The sequence below is a fragment of the Amycolatopsis sp. NPDC004169 genome, from assembly GCF_040610315.1.
Lineage (GTDB): Bacteria > Actinomycetota > Actinomycetes > Mycobacteriales > Pseudonocardiaceae > Amycolatopsis.
In genome coordinates, this window is record NZ_JBEXMD010000023.1 from 17,159 (window position 1) to 32,095 (window position 14,937).

Sequence of the window (14,937 nt, forward strand, 5' to 3'; positions counted from 1 at the left end):
CCTGACACCTGTCACGGCCGAGTCGTGACGCACGGTCTGGGGACCCGGGCCCTCCGGGCGGCAGCCTGGGGGCATGCGAGAAACAGACACCCAGGCGGTGGCGGCGGGGGCCGCGATCCACCTCACCGGCCTGCGCAAGCACTACGGCGAAGTCCACGCGGTCGACGGCGTCGACCTGACCATCGCCCCGGGCGAGATGGTCGCCCTGCTCGGCCCCAACGGCGCCGGCAAGTCCACCACCGTCGACATGATCCTCGGCCTGACCAGCCCCGGCGCCGGTGACGTGCGCGTGTTCGGGCGCAAGCCGATCGACGCCGTCCGCGCCGGGCTGATCGGCGCGATGCTGCAGGGCGGCGCCCTGATGGACGACCTGACCGTCGCCGAGACCGTCGGCATGGTCGCCGCACTGCACCGCGACCCGATGCCGGTGGCCGAAGCCCTGCGCGCCGCCGGCGTCGAGGAGCTGGCCGGCCGCCGCGCCAACAAGCTCTCCGGCGGGCAGAAGCAGCGGGTGCGGTTCGCCGTCGCCCTGGTCAGCCGGCCCGACCTGCTGATCCTCGACGAGCCGACCGCGGCGATGGACGTCGGCACGCGGCGCGAGTTCTGGCAGTCGATGTACTCCTTCACCGAGTCCGGCCGCACGGTCCTGTTCGCCACGCACTACCTCGAAGAAGCCGAGGAGTTCGCCGACCGGGTGGTGCTGATGCGCCGCGGCCGGATCGTCGCCGACGGGTCCGTCGCCGAGGTCCGCGCGCTGGCCGGCGGCCGCACCCTGCGCGCCGCGGTGCCGGGGGCCACCGAAGCCGCCATCGCCGCGCTGCCCGGGGTCAAGGAGTTCGAACTGCGCGGCGACCGCGTGGCGATCTCCAGCGCCGACTCCGACGCGACGCTCTGGGCGCTCAAGGCCGTGGTCCCGGCCGTGCACGACGTCGAAATCAGCGCCGTCGGCCTCGAAGGCGCCTTCCTGTCCCTGACCGCCGACGACACCGCGGAGCCCGTCCGATGAACGCCACCTACCTGCTCACCGAAATCCGCCGGAACTTCCGGGCGCCGCGCTTCCTGATCTTCGTCGTGGCCTTCCCGGTGCTGATGTTCCTGTTGCAGGCCAACGTCTTCACCAAGACTTCCGATCCGGACCACGCGCAGATCGCGGCCGTGATCATGATCAACATGATGACGTTCGGCGTCTTCGCGGCGGCGACCAACAGCGGCGCCCGGCTCGCACTGGAACGGGCCGTCGGCTGGCAGCGCCAGCTGCGCCTGACCCCGCTGACCGGCACCGGCTACCTGGCGGGCAAGGGGATCTCCGGGATGCTCGTCGGGCTGCCCGCGCTGGTCCTCGTGCCGCTGCTCGGCGTGCTGGCCGAGGGCGTGCACGTCGACGCGAGCGGCTGGGTGCGCATCTTCGCCGGCATCTGGCTCGGCACGATCCCGCTGGTGCTGCTGGGCCTGCTGCTCGGGCAGTTCGGCACGCCGGACTCGATGCAGCCGATCACCATGCTCGTCACGCTCGGCATGGGCTTCCTGGGCGGGCTCTGGATCCCGATCGAATCGATGCCGGGCTGGATGCACGACGTCGCCCGGATCATGCCGACGTACTGGGTGCTGCAGGTGGCGCGACCCGCGGTGACCAGCGACATGGTGGTCTCGCTGCCGACGGCGGCCGGCGTGCTCGGCGCGTGGACGGCAGTGCTCGGGGCACTGGTGATCGGGCGTTACCGTAAGGACAGCGCCCGCGTCTGAGGGCCGGAGGGGAACGGCGATGGCGGAGACCGGGAAACGCAGCTTCGGGCTGGACAGCAAGGAATCGTGGTGGGTGGACCCGCTGCCCGACGCCCGCAACAACGGGCCGGGCGGCTGGCGCTGGCCGTTCATGGCGGTGGTCTTCCTGCTGCCGTTCCTGCTCCCGGTCACGCGCTCGCTGCTGGCCCAGCCCGTGGTCACCCCGGGGCTCGTGCTCACCGCCGTCGTCGTCTACACCTACTCCGCGTGCTACGTGGTGTTCCCGTACTTCTTCGAGCGGGAACGCCGGGTGAAGCTGGCCTTCTGCACCACGATGAACGTCTTGGGGCTCGCCTCGCTCGCCACGGCCGCCGGGAGCGGGTTCGTCCTGCTCTACGGCACCGCGGTGACCGTGTTCCTGGTGCCCGCCGCCTGGTCGGTGCTCATCGACCTGCCCACACTGGCCCTCGGTGCGGTGATCCTGCTGGCCCAGGGCCGGTTCCTGGACGACTACGGCAACCTGATCACGGTCGCCTCGATCACGCTGGCCATGTTCTTCATGGCCAACCTCGTGCGCGCGGTCCGGCGGCTGGAACAGGCCAACCGGGAGATCGCCACGCTCGCCGTGGCGAACGAGCGGGAGCGGCTGGCCCGCGACCTGCACGACCTGCTCGGGCACAGCCTCACCACGATCACCGTCAAGGCGGGGCTGGCCCGCCGGGTGCTGGAGAGCGCCGGCGACATCCCGCGCGCGGTCGAGGAGATCCGCGAGGTGGAAAGCCTGACCCGCAGCGCGCTCTCCGACGTCCGCGCGACCGTGTCGGCCAACCGCGAGGTGTCGCTGTCGGTGGAGCTGGTCGGGGCGCGGGCGGCGCTGCGGGCCGCGGAAATCGACGCCGACCTCCCGCACGCGGTCGACAACGTCCGGCCGGAGTTCCAGAACCCCTTCGGGTACGTGCTGCGCGAGGCCGTCACGAACGTGCTGCGGCACTCCGGGGCGAAGCGGGTGAAGGTGAAGCTGGGGGACAACTGGCTGGAGATCGAGGACGACGGCACCGCCACCGGCGTCGTCGCGGGCAACGGCCTGCGGGGGCTCACCGAGCGGCTCGCCGCGGTCGGGGGGACGCTGCGGACGTCCGCGCGGCCCGGGGGAGGATTGCTGGTGCGGGCCGAAATCCCGCTGCCCGACCCGAGCCCGGCCACCCCGGCCGTGCGCGCCGAACCCGCGGGAGGACTCGCTTGATCCGGGTGCTGCTGGCCGACGACCAGGCCATGGTCCGCGGGGCACTGGCCACCGTGCTGGGCCTCGAGAACGACATCGAAGTGGTCGGGCAGGTCGGCTCCGGCGACGAGGTGGTGGCCGCCGCCCGCGAGGCCAAGCCGGACGTCGCCCTGCTGGACGTCCAGATGCCGGGCAAGGACGGCCTGGAGGCGGCGGCCGACCTGCGGGCCGCGCTGCCGTCCTGCCGGGTGATCATCTGCACGACGTTCGGCCGTCCCGGCTACCTCGCCCGCGCGATGGCGGCGGGCGCGGCCGGGTTCGTCGTCAAGGACGCGCCGCCGGAGCAGCTCGTCGAGGCCGTCCGCCGGGTCCACAGTGGACTGCGGGTGGTGGACCCGGCGCTGGCCGCGGAATCGCTCGCCACCGGCGCCAGCCCGCTCACCGCGCGGGAGCGGGACGTGCTGCGGGAAGCCGAGGACGGCAGCACGGTGGCCGACATCGCCCGGGCCCTGCACCTGTCGGAAGGCACGGTCCGCAACCACCTGTCCGCGGCCATCGGGAAGACCGGCGCCCGGACGCGCGCCGAAGCCGTGCGCGTCGCGGAGGAGCGTGGCTGGCTCTGAACCGGCTCTGAAAGAATGGGCCGGGTGGGTACCGCTGAACGCAGCAAACCGTCGCTCGCGAGCTGGGTGCGCCGGATCGTCCTCGGCACGGTCCTGGTGCTGGTGGCGCTGGTCGGCGGCACCGCGTTCCGGGTGTGGCAGGTGGCCCGCGAGAACGACCGGACGCCGGCCGACGTGATCGTCGTGCTGGGCGCGGCCCAGTACAACGGCCGGCCGTCGGACATCTACGCCGCCCGGCTGGTGAAGGCCAAGCAGCTCTACGACGCGGGTGTCGCCAAGACGATCGTCACCGCGGGCGGCAAGAAGGCCGAGGACAACTTCACCGAGGCCAGGGCCGGCCAGCTGTGGCTGACCCGGCGCGGCGTGCCGGCGGCGGCCACGCTGGCCGTCGGCGAGGGCAGCGACACGCTGCGCAGCCTGCGGGCGGTGGCGCTGCAGGTCGAGGCCCGCGGCTGGCGGACGGCGGTGCTGGTCAGCGATCCGTGGCACTCCTTCCGCGCCCGGACCATGGCCGACGACCTGGGCCTCGACGCCTGGACCGCGCCGACGCACAGCGGGCCGATCGTCCAGGAGCGCGTCACCCAGGTGCGGTACATCGTCCGCGAGACCGGCGCGCTGCTGTACTACCGGCTGACGAAGACCCCGGCCGACGACCTGTTCGCCACTTTCCTGGGCTGAGTTTTGTCGGTGACACCTGGGGCTTCGCCCCAGGTCGGGGGCTCCGCCACCCGAACCCCCGAAAGATGTCGGTGGTCGCGTTTACGCTGGCCGGGTGAACTACACCGAGCACGACACCGCCCGCCTGCTGCCCGAGCCGGCGAAGGGCGCGGCGCTGCCCGGTGCCCTGGCGGACGGCCGCAGCGCGTTCTCCCGCGACCGGGCCCGGGTGCTGCACTCCGCGGCGCTGCGGCGGCTGGCCGGCAAGACCCAGGTGGTCGGGCCGGGGGAGGGCGCCGAGGTCACCGGCGTCCCGCGCACCCGGCTGACCCACTCGCTGGAGGTCGCCCAGATCGGCCGGGGCATCGCCGACGAGCTGGGCGCGGACCCGGACCTGGTGGACACGGCCGGGCTCGCGCACGACATCGGGCACCCGCCGTTCGGGCACAACGGCGAGCGCGCGCTCGACGAGGTCGCGGCGACGTGCGGCGGGTTCGAGGGCAACGCGCAGACGTTGCGCATCCTCACCCGGCTGGAGCCCAAGCTGCTCTCGCCCGAGGGTGACCCCGCCGGGCTCAACCTGACCCGGGCCTGCCTGGACGCGACCACGAAGTACCCGTGGCCGCGCCGGCCGGGGCAGGTGAAGTACGGCGTCTACGGCGACGACGTTCCGGTGTTCGAGTGGTTCCGGGAAGGCGCGCCGGCGGAGCGGCGGTGCCTGGAAGCGCAGATCATGGACTGGGCGGACGACGTCGCCTACTCGGTGCACGACGTCGAGGACGGGGTGCTGGCCGGCCGGATCAAGCTGCGCGTGCTCGCCCACCCGGACGAGCGCGCGGCCGTCGCCGAGGCCGCCGCCAAGCACTTCTCGACGCAGTCGGTGTCCACTTTGGAGGATGCGGCGGCGGAACTGCTGGCGCTGCCCGCGGTGGCGGCACTCGTGTCGGCCGAGCCCGACGGGTCACCGGGCGCCCAGGTCGCGTTGAAGAGGCTGACGAGCGAGCTGGTCGGCCGCTTCACGACGGCAGCGGTCACCGGCACGCGCGCGGAGTTCGGCGAGGGGCCGCTCGGGCGGTACCGGGCGGACCTGTGCGTCCCCGACCAGGTGGCGGCGGAGGTGGCCCTGCTGAAGGCGCTGGCCCTGCGGTACGTGATGAGCGACCGCCGGCGGCTCGCGATGCAGGAGGGCCAGCGTGAGCTGCTGATCGAGCTGGTCCACGCGCTGGCCCGCCGGGCCCCGGAATCCCTCGACCCGCTGTTCGCCCCGGCCTGGAACGCGGCCGCGGACGACGCCGGCCTGCTTCGCGTGGTCGTCGACCAGGTCGCTTCCCTCACCGACGCCCAGGCCCACGTCTGGTACTCCTGGCACGTAACCCGCCTCCACCGCTGACCCACCCGGGCATCGCCCGTGATTGAAGAGGCATCACGCGTGCTTGAAGGGGCATCACCCGTGATTGGAGGGGCGACACGCGGTGGTGCCCGGTCGGCGGCGTGTCGACCTGCTGATCACAGGTGATGCCCGCTCAATCACGGGTGATGCCTGCTGAATCACGCATGATGCCTTCCCGGTCACGGGAAATGGCTATTGGCGCACGGCCGAAACTTTCGGGGGAAATTGTCATCCTCGGGTGGACTTGCGCGTGGGCGGCCGGTGGGGGCGGGCGTTCCGGTAGTCTCGCCCGCATGGCCACGGACAGCCACCTCCGGTTCGCTCTCGCCGTCCACTCGGCCCTCGGCGCCGGGGGCGGGAACACCTGCTTTTCGCCGTATTCGGTGGCCAGTGCGCTGACCCTCGCCGCGCGGGCCGCCCGCGGGACGACGCAGGAGGAGCTCGTCGCCCTGCTCGGTGACCCGGACCGGCAGACCGCCCTGCTGCGGGAGGCCGCCCAGCTCGTCGAGGACGGTGCCGAGCTGGCCGTCGCGAACACGCTGTGGGCCGACGACCGGCTCCCGCTCGAAGACTCCTTCAAGGCCGAGCTCGCCGAGTGGCCGGGGGCCGCCGTCGCGAGCGCGCCCTTCGAGGAGGACCCCGAAGCCGCTCGCGCACTGATCAACGACGACGTCGGGCGCACCACGCGCGGGCTGATCCCGCAGCTGCTGCCGCCCGGCTCGATCGCCGCCGACGTCGCCGCGGTGCTCGTCAACGCCCTCTACCTCAAGGCCGCCTGGAAACTGCCCTTCCGCGAAGCCAACACCAGCGACGCGCCCTTCCACACCCCGTCCGGCACCCGGGACGTGCCGACCATGTGGCTCAGCGAAAACGTCGGCCACGCGCACGCCGCCGGCTGGCAGGCCGTGCAGCTGACCGCGGTCGGGGGCCTGCAGGCCGTGGTGCTGCTGCCCGACGGTGACCTCGCCGACGCGGAACCCGGGCTCGACCAGGAGGCATTGACCGGTCTGCTCGGTGAAATCCGCTTCAAGCCGGTGGAACTCGCCCTCCCGAAGATCTCGCTCGACGTGTCGAGCCCGCTGACCGGCGTGCTGCGCGGGCTCGGTGTGCGCACGCTGTTCACCGGCAAAGCCGACCTCAGCGGGCTTTCGCCCGATCCGCGGCTGTTCGTGTCCGAGGTGCTGCACCAGGCCGTCCTGCGCGTCGACGAACAGGGCTTCGAGGGGGCCGCGGCCACCGCGCTGGTCATGCGCCTGACCTCGATGATGATCGCCGACCCGGTCGCCGTCACGGTGGACCGGCCGTTCCTGCTGCTGGTCCGGCACGCCGCGACCGGCGCGCTCTACTTCCTCGCCAGGGTGGTCGAACCGTGAGCCTGAAGTCCGAAGCCGTTCCCGAGCTGGTCCCGCCCGCTCCCGAACCGCCCGAAGGGCCGAAGCGCTGGGCGTGGCAGGACTCCGCGATCGCCGGCGGGTTCCTGCTGTTCACCGTCCTGCTCTACAACGGGCTGTGGTTCGACCTCAAGCGCGGCTACCTCTGGAACGGCGGCGCCGACCAGAGCCAGTGGGAGTGGTACTCGACGGTCGTCGCGAAGGCCGTGCTGCACTTCCAGAACCCGTTCACCACGGACCTGCAGAACTACCCCCGCGGCGTCAACATGGCGGCGAACGCGGCGATGTTCGGCCTGAACATCCCGCTCGCGCCGCTGACGCTGACCTTCGGTGCCACGCTCACCTGGGCGATCGTGCTCACCGCCGGTCTGGCCGGCACCGCGACCGGCTGGTACTGGGTGTTCTCCCGGCATTTGGTGCCGAACCGGACCGCGGCCGCGATCGGCGGCGCGTTCTGCGGCTTCGCGCCGCCGATGATCTCGCACGGCAACGCGCACCCGAACTTCGTCGTGCTGTTCGTGCTGCCGTTCATCGCGCTCAAGACGATCCAGGTGGCGCGCGGCGTGCGCCCGGTGCGCAACGGCATCGTGCTCGGGCTGCTCGTCGCGTGGCAGATCCTGCTGGGCGAAGAGCCGCTGGCGATCTTCGCGCTCGCCTTCCTCGTGTTCGCGGTGGCGTGGCTGATCCCGCACCGCGCGGAGATCCGCGGCATGCTGGCCCCGCTGGGCAAGGGCATCGGGATCGGCGCGGTCGTCGCGCTGCTGATCGCCGGATTCCCGTTGTACTGGCAGTTCTTCGGCCCGCAGAGCTTCCACTCGCTGCTGCACGGTTCGGCGGGCAACGACACGGCGGCGTTCACCCGCTTCGCGACGCAGTCGGTCGCCGGCGCGCCGGAAGCGGCGGCGGACGTCTCGATGAACCGCACCGAGGAGAACGCGTTCTTCGGCTGGCCGCTGATCGTGCTCGTGGTGGTGCTGACGATCTGGCTGTGGCGTGACGTCGTTTCGCGGGCGCTCGCGATCACGGTGTACGTGATGGCCGTGCTTTCGCTGGGCGTCGAGATCACCGTGGCGCACGAGGACACCGGCGTCGCCGGCCCGTGGAAGTGGCTCGGCCAGCTGCCGCTGCTGGACTCCGTGCTCGAATCGCGGCTCGCGATGGGCTGCATCCCGGCGGTGGGCGCGCTGCTGGCGATCGCGACGCACCGCGTCTGGACGGCGGCGGCCCAGCTGACGGCGCCGTCCGACGGCAAGCCCGCGTTCCCGCTGCGGATGGTCTGGATCGGCGCGGTGGTGGCCGTGCTGCTGCCGATCGCGCCGACGGAACTGGTGACGCACCAGCGTCCCCTGTCGCCGCCGTTCTTCGCCGACGGGATCTGGCGCCAGTACGTCGCGCCCGGCGGTTCGCTGGTGCCGGTGCCGCTGCCGAGCACCGGGGAGGCCGAGCCGCTGCACTGGCAGGTCGACGCCGGTCTCGGCTACCCGATGCCGGAGGGCTACTTCGTCGGCCCGACGTCCCCGGACGACCGCCGCGGCCGCTACGGCGCCGTTCCGCTGCCGACGTCGGACCTGTTCGCGCAGGTCGAGCGGACCGGCCAGGCGGCGGAGGTGACCGAGGGCGACCGCACGCAGGCGCTCGCGGACCTGCGGGCCTGGAAGGCGAGCGTGCTCGTGGTCGGGCCGCGGCAGAACCAGGAAGCGCTGAAGTCCACTGTGGAGCTGCTGCTGCGCAAGCCGGCGGAGTTCGTCGGCGGGGTGTGGATCTGGGACGTCCGGCCGCTGACGGCGTCGGCCTCGTGACCACTGTGGACGATCAGGGCCGCCCCGAGCCGCCCTTCGACGGTGACGAAGCCGGCACGCTCCTCGGTTTCCTCGACTTCCACCGCGCGACGCTGGCCTGGAAGTGCGCGGGCCTGGACGAGGCGGGCCTGCGCGCGACGCACCCGCCGGCCACGATGACGCTCGGCGGGCTGCTCAAGCACCTGGCCTACGTGGAGGACCACTGGTTCTCCCACGTGCTGGCGGGCCGTGACCGGATGCCGCCGTTCGACGCGGTCGACTGGGCGGCCACGCCGGACTGGGACTGGGATTCGGCCGCGGAGGACACGCCGGAGCAGCTGCGCGCGCTCTGGGAGACCGCGGTCGAGCGCTCGCGGGCGGTGGTGACGGCGGCCCTGGCGAGCGGTGACCTCGCCCAGCCGGCGCAGCGCACCCGCCGCGACGGCAGCGCGCCGAGCCTGCGCTGGATCCTGGTCCACCTGGTCGAGGAGTACAGCCGGCACAACGGCCACGCCGACCTGATCCGCGAGGCGATCGACGGCAGCACGGGGGAGTAGCCGGGCGGTCAGAGCCGCAGGCCCACCAGCTTGACCAGGAACCGGTCGAGCTGCTCGACCGCGGGCGGCCACGGCAGGTCGGGCTCGTTGATCCGCTGGGCCAGCATGCCGTTGACGGCGGTCCGCAGGTCGATGGCGACCGTGGCGGCGTCGCCGGCCGGGGCCGCGCCCGCGTCCATGCAGCGCTGCACGCCCTCGATCGTGCGCGCGACCATGACCTCCTTGAACGGCATGCCGAGCCGCCGGTGGACCTTGCTCTCGTGGAGCACCTTGTAGAGCCCGGGATGCGCCTGCGCCCAGGTGGCCTGCGCCAGGATCCGGGCGCGCAGCGCGGCCGCGGGATCGGGGGCGGCCGCCGCGGCTTCGTCGCCGACGCCGACGAGCTCCTCGTGGCAGCGCTGCATCGCGGCCAGCACCAGGGCGTCGCGGTCCGGGAAGTGCAGGTAGACCGACGTCGCCGCGATCGACACCGCCCGCGCGACGGCCCGCAGGGACAGCGCTTCGTCGTCGGCGAGCTCGTCGAGCATGCGGACGGCGGCGGTGACGATCTCTTCGCGCAGCAACTCGCCTTTGCCGCGGGCGTTCGGGCGGCGTCTGGTCTCTTCCATCGGCACCCAGTGTAGCTGGACACCCATTGCGCTACAGGTGTAGCGTCATTTGCACTACAGCTGTAGCGCTACGCACGTTCGGCAAACTGAGGGAGCACGAACTTGACCACCACCGAAACACGGCCGGACCTCGCCGAGCTCGACCCGGTGTTCGCGCAGATGACCGAGGCGACCGCCGCGTACGTCCGGGCGATCCCCGAGCTGACCGATCGCGAGAAGACCTTCCTAAGCGTCACGGCCGATGTCTGCCAGGCGAGCCTGGGCTGCGCTTTCGAAGCTCACGTGCGAGCCGGGCTCGCGGCCGGGGTGTCCACAGGGGACATCCGCGAGCTGCTGCGGTTCGTCTCCTACGACTGCGGCTACCACGCCGCGGCCGCGGGGGTCGAGCGGATCGCCGAGCTGGAGACGGACCTCGGCCTGCCGCGCCCGGACGCCGAACCCCTGGCTCCGGAGCTGGTGTCGACCGGCCCGGACGCGGCACCCAGCCCGCTGCCACCCGCGGTACGGGCCCGGGCGGCGGAGCTGGACCCGCACTTCGCCGGCTTCTTCGACCTGCAGTCGCGGATGCGGACCGGCCACGGACCCGGCACGCTCAGCGAACGCGAGCGCGGCCTGGTCAGCCTCAGCGTCGACGTCCACTACCAGACGCTGGCCGACACGTTCCGCACGCACGTCGGGCGCGCGCTGCGCGGTGGCGCGTCACCCGAGGACGTCCGGGCGGCGCTGCGGTTCAACGCCCAGTTCGGTGTCACGCGGGCGTGGCACGCGTGGGAGGCGGTGAACGAGATCCTGGCTCAGCCGAGCACCTCGTCCGCGAGCCGGCCGAGGTAGCCGGCGAAGCGTTCGCGGTCCTCCTCCGCCCAGTGGCCCACCAGCGCGTCGAACGCCTGACGCTGGTGGGCTTGCGAAGCCTCGAGGAACTCTTTCGCCGCCTCGGTCAGCGTCAGTACCGCCCGGCGCGCGTCACGCGTCGACGTCGCGCGCACCACGAAACCCTCCCGGGCGGCCTCGCTCACCATCCGGCTGGCCACCGAGCGGTCGATGCCCAGCTGGCGGGCCACGTCCGCGACCGTCACTTCGTCGCCCGTCGCGCCGGCGATCGCCTGGATCACGAACAGGTTCGGCACGGTCCACGACGGCGGGGCGTCGGCGGCGAACCGCTCGACGACGTCCGGGGCCCACTGGCGCGCCCAGTGGCGGACCAGGCGGAAGAGGGCGGGACCGCCGTCGCTTGATGTGTGCATAAGACACGTTATAACGTGTGCTTTATGCACACATCTCGGAACCTCGCCTACGCCGGTCTGCTGCTCGGCATGGCCGTGGCCCAGCTGGACGGCCTGGTCCTCACCGCGGCCCTGCCCTCGATCGGCGCCGACCTCGGGGCACGCACCGGGCTGGTCGCGGTCACCGCCGCCGGCCTGCTGACCCTGACCGTCGCGACACCGCTGCACGGCCGGCTCGGTGACCTCCACGGCCGCCGGCTCTCCTTCGCGCTGTCGGTCGTCGTCTTCGCCGCCGCTTCCGCGTGGTGCGCCGCCGCGCCCGATCTCGGCTCGCTGGTCGCCGCCCGTGCGCTGCAGGGCCTGGGCGGCAGCGGGCTGGTCGTCGCGGCGATGAGCGCGCTCGGCGAGCTGTTCGACCGCGACGAACTGCTGCGCCGCCAGGGCCGGCAGACCGCCGTCTTCGCGGCCGCCACCCTCGGCGGTCCGTCGCTGGGCGGCCTGCTCGCCGCCGGGCCCGGCTGGCGGTGGATCTTCCTGGTCAACCTGCCGCTCTGCGGGGCCGCCCTGGTCCTCGGGCTGCGCGGGCTGCCCGCGAAACCGAAACGGGGCAAGGAAAAGTTCGACGTCCCGGGCAGCGTGCTGCTGGCGGTCGCGGGTGCGGCCGTCGTCGCGCTCGGCACGGTCGACGCACTCGCTCGGAGTCCACTGTGGACGCCGAGCCTGCTCGGGAGCGCCGTGGCCGCCGGGTTCCTGTTCGTCCGCCGCCAGCGCCGCACGCCGAGCCCGCTCATCTCGCCGAAGGTGTTCGCGGACGCCGTCCTCAAGCGCGCGGTGGTGGTCAACGGCCTGGCGGGCGCCGCGCTCTACGGCACCTTCACCTACGTCGCCCTGGTCGCCGCCTCGGGTGCGGGCGCGGCGGGCACCGGGCTGCTGCTCGTCGCCATGACCGCGGGCCAGCTCGTCCTGTCGACGTCCTTCGCCGCGCTGGCCCGGCGGCACCCGGACATGACGGCGTGGGGCCGGTTCGGCTGCCTGCTCGGCACGGCCGGGCTCGCCGCGATCGCCGTCGCGGCGGCCCTCGGCGGCACGCCGTGGCTGCTCGCGCCGGGCTTGTTCGCCATGGGGGCGGCCTTCGCCGTCTGCACGTCCGCATACACGGTCCTCGGCCAGACCCGGGCCGACCGGGCGCTGCTCGGCGTCACACTGGGGTCGCTGACCTTCGCCCGGCAGGCCGGCGGCCTGGCCGGGGCCGCGGTGTTCGGCTGGCTCGCGCTGGCCACCACCGGCGGGCTGGCCGCGCCGGGGCTCACGGTCGTCTTCGCGGTGGCGGCCGTGACGATGCTGGTGGCGTGGCTCACTTCGCCGGCTGTCACGTCCGCCGAGGCCGTCTCGTCCAGCTCGTAGACACACGGACGAAGGAGACCGAAATGCCGCGCATCCCCGCCAAGAAGACGTCCGAGGCCGGGCTCTTCCTCAAGCTCGCCTACCGGTTCGCCGGCCGCCGCTACGGCGCGGTGCCCGAGCCGATGGCCGTCGCCGCGCACCACCCCGGCCTGCTGCGGGCCTCCGTGGTGCACGAGCTGCTGGCCGAGCGGGCGTCGAAGAAGCTCCCCGCGAACGTGCGGGAGCTCGCCGTCTACCGGGTCGCGACCCGGATCGGCTGCTCGTGGTGCGTCGACTTCGGCACCATGCTGCAGAAGCACGACGGCCTCGACATCGAACGGCTCACGAAGATCGACGACTACGCCACCTCACCCGCGTTCAGCCACCAGGAGCGGCTCGCGATCGCCTACGCCGACGCGATGTCGGCCGACCAGGTGACGGTGACCGACGAGCAGGTCGCCGAGCTCGAGCGCGAGTTCGGCCGCGAGGGCGTCCTGGAGCTGACCTACCAGATCGCGCTGGAGAACTCGCGGGCCCGGATGAACAGCGCGCTCGGCCTCGTCGACCAGGGCTTCACCTCCGGCGACGCGTGCCGGGTCCCGCTCCCGTAGGAGGCCGCGAACCCGACCCCGGTGGGACGCGCCGCCGGGGTCCGCCGCGAGACCGTGCTGCGCATGCACCTCGTCGCCAGTGAACGGATCAAGCTCTTCAGCATCGCCACGCCCTGGGTGTGCGGCACCTTCACCGTGGTCGCGCTCGTCATGCCGGCCGCGATCGCCGCGCTCAGCGCCGGTGAAGCCCACCTGCCGCCCACCGTCGCCAGCACCCAGTTCGGCGCCCAGCTCGCCTTGGTCGCCGTGCTGGTCCTGGCCGCGCTGGCGGTGACCAGCGAATACCACTCCGGCACGATCCACGGCACCTTCCAGGCCGTGCCGAGCCGGACGCCGGTGGTGCTGGCCAAGGCCGCGCTCGTCGCCGGGTACGCCTTCCTGCTCGGCGAAGCCGCCGCGTTCACCGCCTGGCTGGTGGCGCGGGTGCTCGCCCCGGACGCCGACCTGGCCCTGGACAGCGCCGCCGACTGGCGGATCGTCGCCGGGACCGGCCCGGTGTTCGCGCTGGCCGCCGTCTGCGGGGTCGGCGTCGGCCTGCTCCTGCGGCACACCGCCGGCGCGGTCGCGCTGCTCGTCGCCTACCCGCTGATGGCCGAGAACGTCGTCCTGCTCATCCCGCGGGCCGGGCAGGCGATCCACCGGTGGCTGCCGCTGAACGCCGTCGCGAAGTTCCTCGGCGGGAACGGGGAGGCGAACGCGGGCCGGGACGGCGGCAATGCCGCGGTCCTCTCCGACTCGCCGCTGAGCCCGGGCCGGGCCCTGGCCTACTTCGGGGCCTTCGCCGCCGTCCTGCTGGCCGCCGGGATCGTTGCGGTCAAGCGCCGGGACGCGTGATCCGGGCCAGCTTGTCGGGGTTGACCACGTCGTAGATCGCCACGATCTTCCCGTCGCGGATGCTGACCGCCTGGACGTGCTCGTCGAGGTCGAAGAAGCCGTCCGGGCCGAGCTGCGGGGCCAGGTGCACGCCCAGGTCGCCGTTGACGAGCACCGGCGTGCCGCCGGTGAGGACACCGGGCGCGTACTTGCCCGTAAGGCCGATGAAGAACCGGGCGATCTTGTCCGCGCCGACGATGAGCTGGCGCGTGGTCCGGCCCTTGCCGTTCGAGTCGCCGATGAGCACGACGTCCGGGGCCAGCAGCTCGGTCATCGCCCGGATGTCGCCCTGCTGCAGGGCGGCGACGAACTTCTCGAGGAGCTTCGCCTGGTCCTCGAGGGGGACGCGCGGCGCGGGGTCGGCGTCGGCGAGGGCCTTGCGGCCGCGGGAGGCGTGCTGGCGGGCGGCGTCGACGGAGACGCCGAGCGCGTCCGCGATCTCGGCGAAGGGCACCGAGAAGGCGTCGTGCAGCACGAACGCGACGCGCTGCTCCGGCGTCAGCTTGTCGAGCACGACCAGCGCGGCCATCCGCAGGCCGTCGTCGCGGACGGCGATGTCCAGGGGGTCTTCGCTCACCGGCCGCCCGAACGGCGTCACGACCGGCTCCGGCAGCCAGTTGCCCACGTACTTCTCGCGCTGCGCGGCGGCCGACTTCAGCCGGTCGAGGCAGATCCGGCCGACCACCGTGGTCAGCCAGCCGCGCAGGTCGCGGATCGCCGCCCGGCCGGCGTCGTCCAGGCCGGCCAGCCGGAACCAGGACTCCTGGACCGCGTCCTCGGCGTCGGCGCGGGTGCCGGTCAGCCGGTAGGCGACGCCGATCAGGTGGGACCGGTGCGCGGCGAACTCCGCGGCGAGCGTGTCCTGGGCGGTGGGCGTGGAGGCCATGCCCCGAGTGTGC

16 protein-coding genes are annotated in these 14,937 nt (G+C 72.9%); 13 read left to right on the forward strand and 3 right to left on the reverse strand.

Annotated elements, in window-relative coordinates; all coding sequences use genetic code 11:
* The first annotated feature begins 73 nt into the window (after positions 1-73).
* From ABZX11_RS27935 to ABZX11_RS27975, 9 genes are all read left to right on the forward strand, one after another.
* Positions 74-1,006, forward strand: coding sequence for an ABC transporter ATP-binding protein (locus ABZX11_RS27935; RefSeq protein WP_354918217.1), 933 nt, complete (start codon positions 74-76; stop codon positions 1,004-1,006).
* The gene (locus ABZX11_RS27940) at positions 1,003-1,743 is read left to right on the forward strand and encodes an ABC transporter permease (protein ID WP_354918220.1); all 741 of its coding nucleotides are present in this window, start codon (positions 1,003-1,005) and stop codon (positions 1,741-1,743) included. Before ABZX11_RS27935 ends, ABZX11_RS27940 begins: the two co-directional genes overlap by 4 nt.
* Positions 1,744-1,762: 19 nt before the next feature.
* Positions 1,763-2,965 (forward strand): sensor histidine kinase, encoded by a 1,203-nt coding sequence (locus tag ABZX11_RS27945; protein ID WP_176171685.1) that lies wholly within the window; start codon positions 1,763-1,765, stop codon positions 2,963-2,965.
* Complete coding sequence (locus ABZX11_RS27950) at positions 2,962-3,567, forward strand: response regulator transcription factor (RefSeq protein WP_176171684.1); 606 nt, start codon at positions 2,962-2,964, stop codon at positions 3,565-3,567. The genes ABZX11_RS27945 and ABZX11_RS27950 overlap by 4 nt, the downstream gene beginning before the upstream one ends.
* 24 nt (positions 3,568-3,591) lie before the next feature.
* Positions 3,592-4,245 carry a YdcF family protein gene (locus ABZX11_RS27955; RefSeq protein WP_176171683.1) on the forward strand — a complete coding sequence of 218 codons (654 nt, stop codon included), beginning with the start codon at positions 3,592-3,594 and terminating at the stop codon, positions 4,243-4,245.
* A 94-nt stretch (positions 4,246-4,339) separates the two neighbouring features.
* Positions 4,340-5,614, forward strand: a complete 1,275-nt coding sequence (locus ABZX11_RS27960) for a deoxyguanosinetriphosphate triphosphohydrolase (protein WP_354918225.1) — start codon at positions 4,340-4,342, stop codon at positions 5,612-5,614.
* Between the two features lie 293 nt (positions 5,615-5,907).
* A complete protein-coding gene (locus tag ABZX11_RS27965) occupies positions 5,908-6,987 on the forward strand; it encodes a serpin family protein (protein ID WP_354918228.1) in 1,080 nt (359 codons plus the stop codon).
* A 2-nt stretch (positions 6,988-6,989) separates the two neighbouring features.
* Positions 6,990-8,804 carry a glycosyl transferase gene (locus ABZX11_RS27970; protein WP_354918515.1) on the forward strand — a complete coding sequence of 605 codons (1,815 nt, stop codon included), beginning with the start codon at positions 6,990-6,992 and terminating at the stop codon, positions 8,802-8,804.
* Positions 8,801-9,340 carry a DinB family protein gene (locus ABZX11_RS27975; RefSeq protein ID WP_354918231.1) on the forward strand — a complete coding sequence of 180 codons (540 nt, stop codon included), beginning with the start codon at positions 8,801-8,803 and terminating at the stop codon, positions 9,338-9,340. Before ABZX11_RS27970 ends, ABZX11_RS27975 begins: the two co-directional genes overlap by 4 nt.
* 8 nt (positions 9,341-9,348) lie before the next feature.
* On the opposite strand, the gene ABZX11_RS27980 is transcribed toward ABZX11_RS27975, so the two are convergent.
* Positions 9,349-9,948, reverse strand: a complete 600-nt coding sequence (locus ABZX11_RS27980) for a TetR/AcrR family transcriptional regulator (RefSeq protein ID WP_354918234.1) — start codon at positions 9,946-9,948, stop codon at positions 9,349-9,351.
* A 102-nt stretch (positions 9,949-10,050) separates the two neighbouring features.
* Here ABZX11_RS27980 and ABZX11_RS27985 point away from each other — a divergent pair, with 102 nt between their 5' ends.
* Positions 10,051-10,779 (forward strand): carboxymuconolactone decarboxylase family protein, encoded by a 729-nt coding sequence (locus tag ABZX11_RS27985; protein ID WP_354918237.1) that lies wholly within the window; start codon positions 10,051-10,053, stop codon positions 10,777-10,779.
* Here the strand turns inward: ABZX11_RS27985 and ABZX11_RS27990 are convergent.
* Positions 10,743-11,192 carry a MarR family winged helix-turn-helix transcriptional regulator gene (locus ABZX11_RS27990; protein ID WP_354918240.1) on the reverse strand — a complete coding sequence of 150 codons (450 nt, stop codon included), beginning with the start codon at positions 11,190-11,192 and terminating at the stop codon, positions 10,743-10,745. The genes ABZX11_RS27985 and ABZX11_RS27990 overlap by 37 nt on opposite strands.
* 24 nt (positions 11,193-11,216) lie before the next feature.
* Here ABZX11_RS27990 and ABZX11_RS27995 point away from each other — a divergent pair, with 24 nt between their 5' ends.
* The 3 genes from ABZX11_RS27995 (at position 11,217) to ABZX11_RS28005 (ending at position 13,999) form a co-directional block, all read left to right on the forward strand.
* The gene (locus ABZX11_RS27995) at positions 11,217-12,575 is read left to right on the forward strand and encodes an MFS transporter (protein WP_354918243.1); all 1,359 of its coding nucleotides are present in this window, start codon (positions 11,217-11,219) and stop codon (positions 12,573-12,575) included.
* Positions 12,576-12,598: 23 nt separating this feature from the next.
* The gene (locus ABZX11_RS28000; protein WP_176171675.1) at positions 12,599-13,165 is read left to right on the forward strand and encodes a carboxymuconolactone decarboxylase family protein; all 567 of its coding nucleotides are present in this window, start codon (positions 12,599-12,601) and stop codon (positions 13,163-13,165) included.
* 63 nt (positions 13,166-13,228) lie between these two features.
* The gene (locus ABZX11_RS28005; RefSeq protein ID WP_354918518.1) at positions 13,229-13,999 is read left to right on the forward strand and encodes a hypothetical protein; all 771 of its coding nucleotides are present in this window, start codon (positions 13,229-13,231) and stop codon (positions 13,997-13,999) included.
* On the opposite strand, the gene ABZX11_RS28010 is transcribed toward ABZX11_RS28005, so the two are convergent.
* Positions 13,980-14,924 (reverse strand): sigma-70 family RNA polymerase sigma factor, encoded by a 945-nt coding sequence (locus ABZX11_RS28010; protein ID WP_354918247.1) that lies wholly within the window; start codon positions 14,922-14,924, stop codon positions 13,980-13,982. The two genes, ABZX11_RS28005 and ABZX11_RS28010, sit on opposite strands and share 20 nt — an antisense overlap.
* Between the last annotated feature and the right edge of the window lie 13 nt (positions 14,925-14,937).

Coding starts and splice junctions, on each gene's coding strand:
- ABZX11_RS27935 (WP_354918217.1), top strand. CDS start 74: ATGCGAGAAACAGACACCCAGGCGGTGGCGGCGGGGGCCGCGATCCAC.
- ABZX11_RS27940 (WP_354918220.1), top strand. CDS start 1,003: ATGAACGCCACCTACCTGCTCACCGAAATCCGCCGGAACTTCCGGGCG.
- ABZX11_RS27945 (WP_176171685.1), top strand. CDS start 1,763: ATGGCGGAGACCGGGAAACGCAGCTTCGGGCTGGACAGCAAGGAATCG.
- ABZX11_RS27965 (WP_354918228.1), top strand. CDS start 5,908: ATGGCCACGGACAGCCACCTCCGGTTCGCTCTCGCCGTCCACTCGGCC.
- ABZX11_RS27980 (WP_354918234.1), bottom strand. CDS start 9,948: ATGGAAGAGACCAGACGCCGCCCGAACGCCCGCGGCAAAGGCGAGTTG.
- ABZX11_RS27990 (WP_354918240.1), bottom strand. CDS start 11,192: ATGCACACATCAAGCGACGGCGGTCCCGCCCTCTTCCGCCTGGTCCGC.
- ABZX11_RS27995 (WP_354918243.1), top strand. CDS start 11,217: ATGCACACATCTCGGAACCTCGCCTACGCCGGTCTGCTGCTCGGCATG.
- ABZX11_RS28000 (WP_176171675.1), top strand. CDS start 12,599: ATGCCGCGCATCCCCGCCAAGAAGACGTCCGAGGCCGGGCTCTTCCTC.
- ABZX11_RS28005 (WP_354918518.1), top strand. CDS start 13,229: ATGCACCTCGTCGCCAGTGAACGGATCAAGCTCTTCAGCATCGCCACG.
- ABZX11_RS28010 (WP_354918247.1), bottom strand. CDS start 14,924: ATGGCCTCCACGCCCACCGCCCAGGACACGCTCGCCGCGGAGTTCGCC.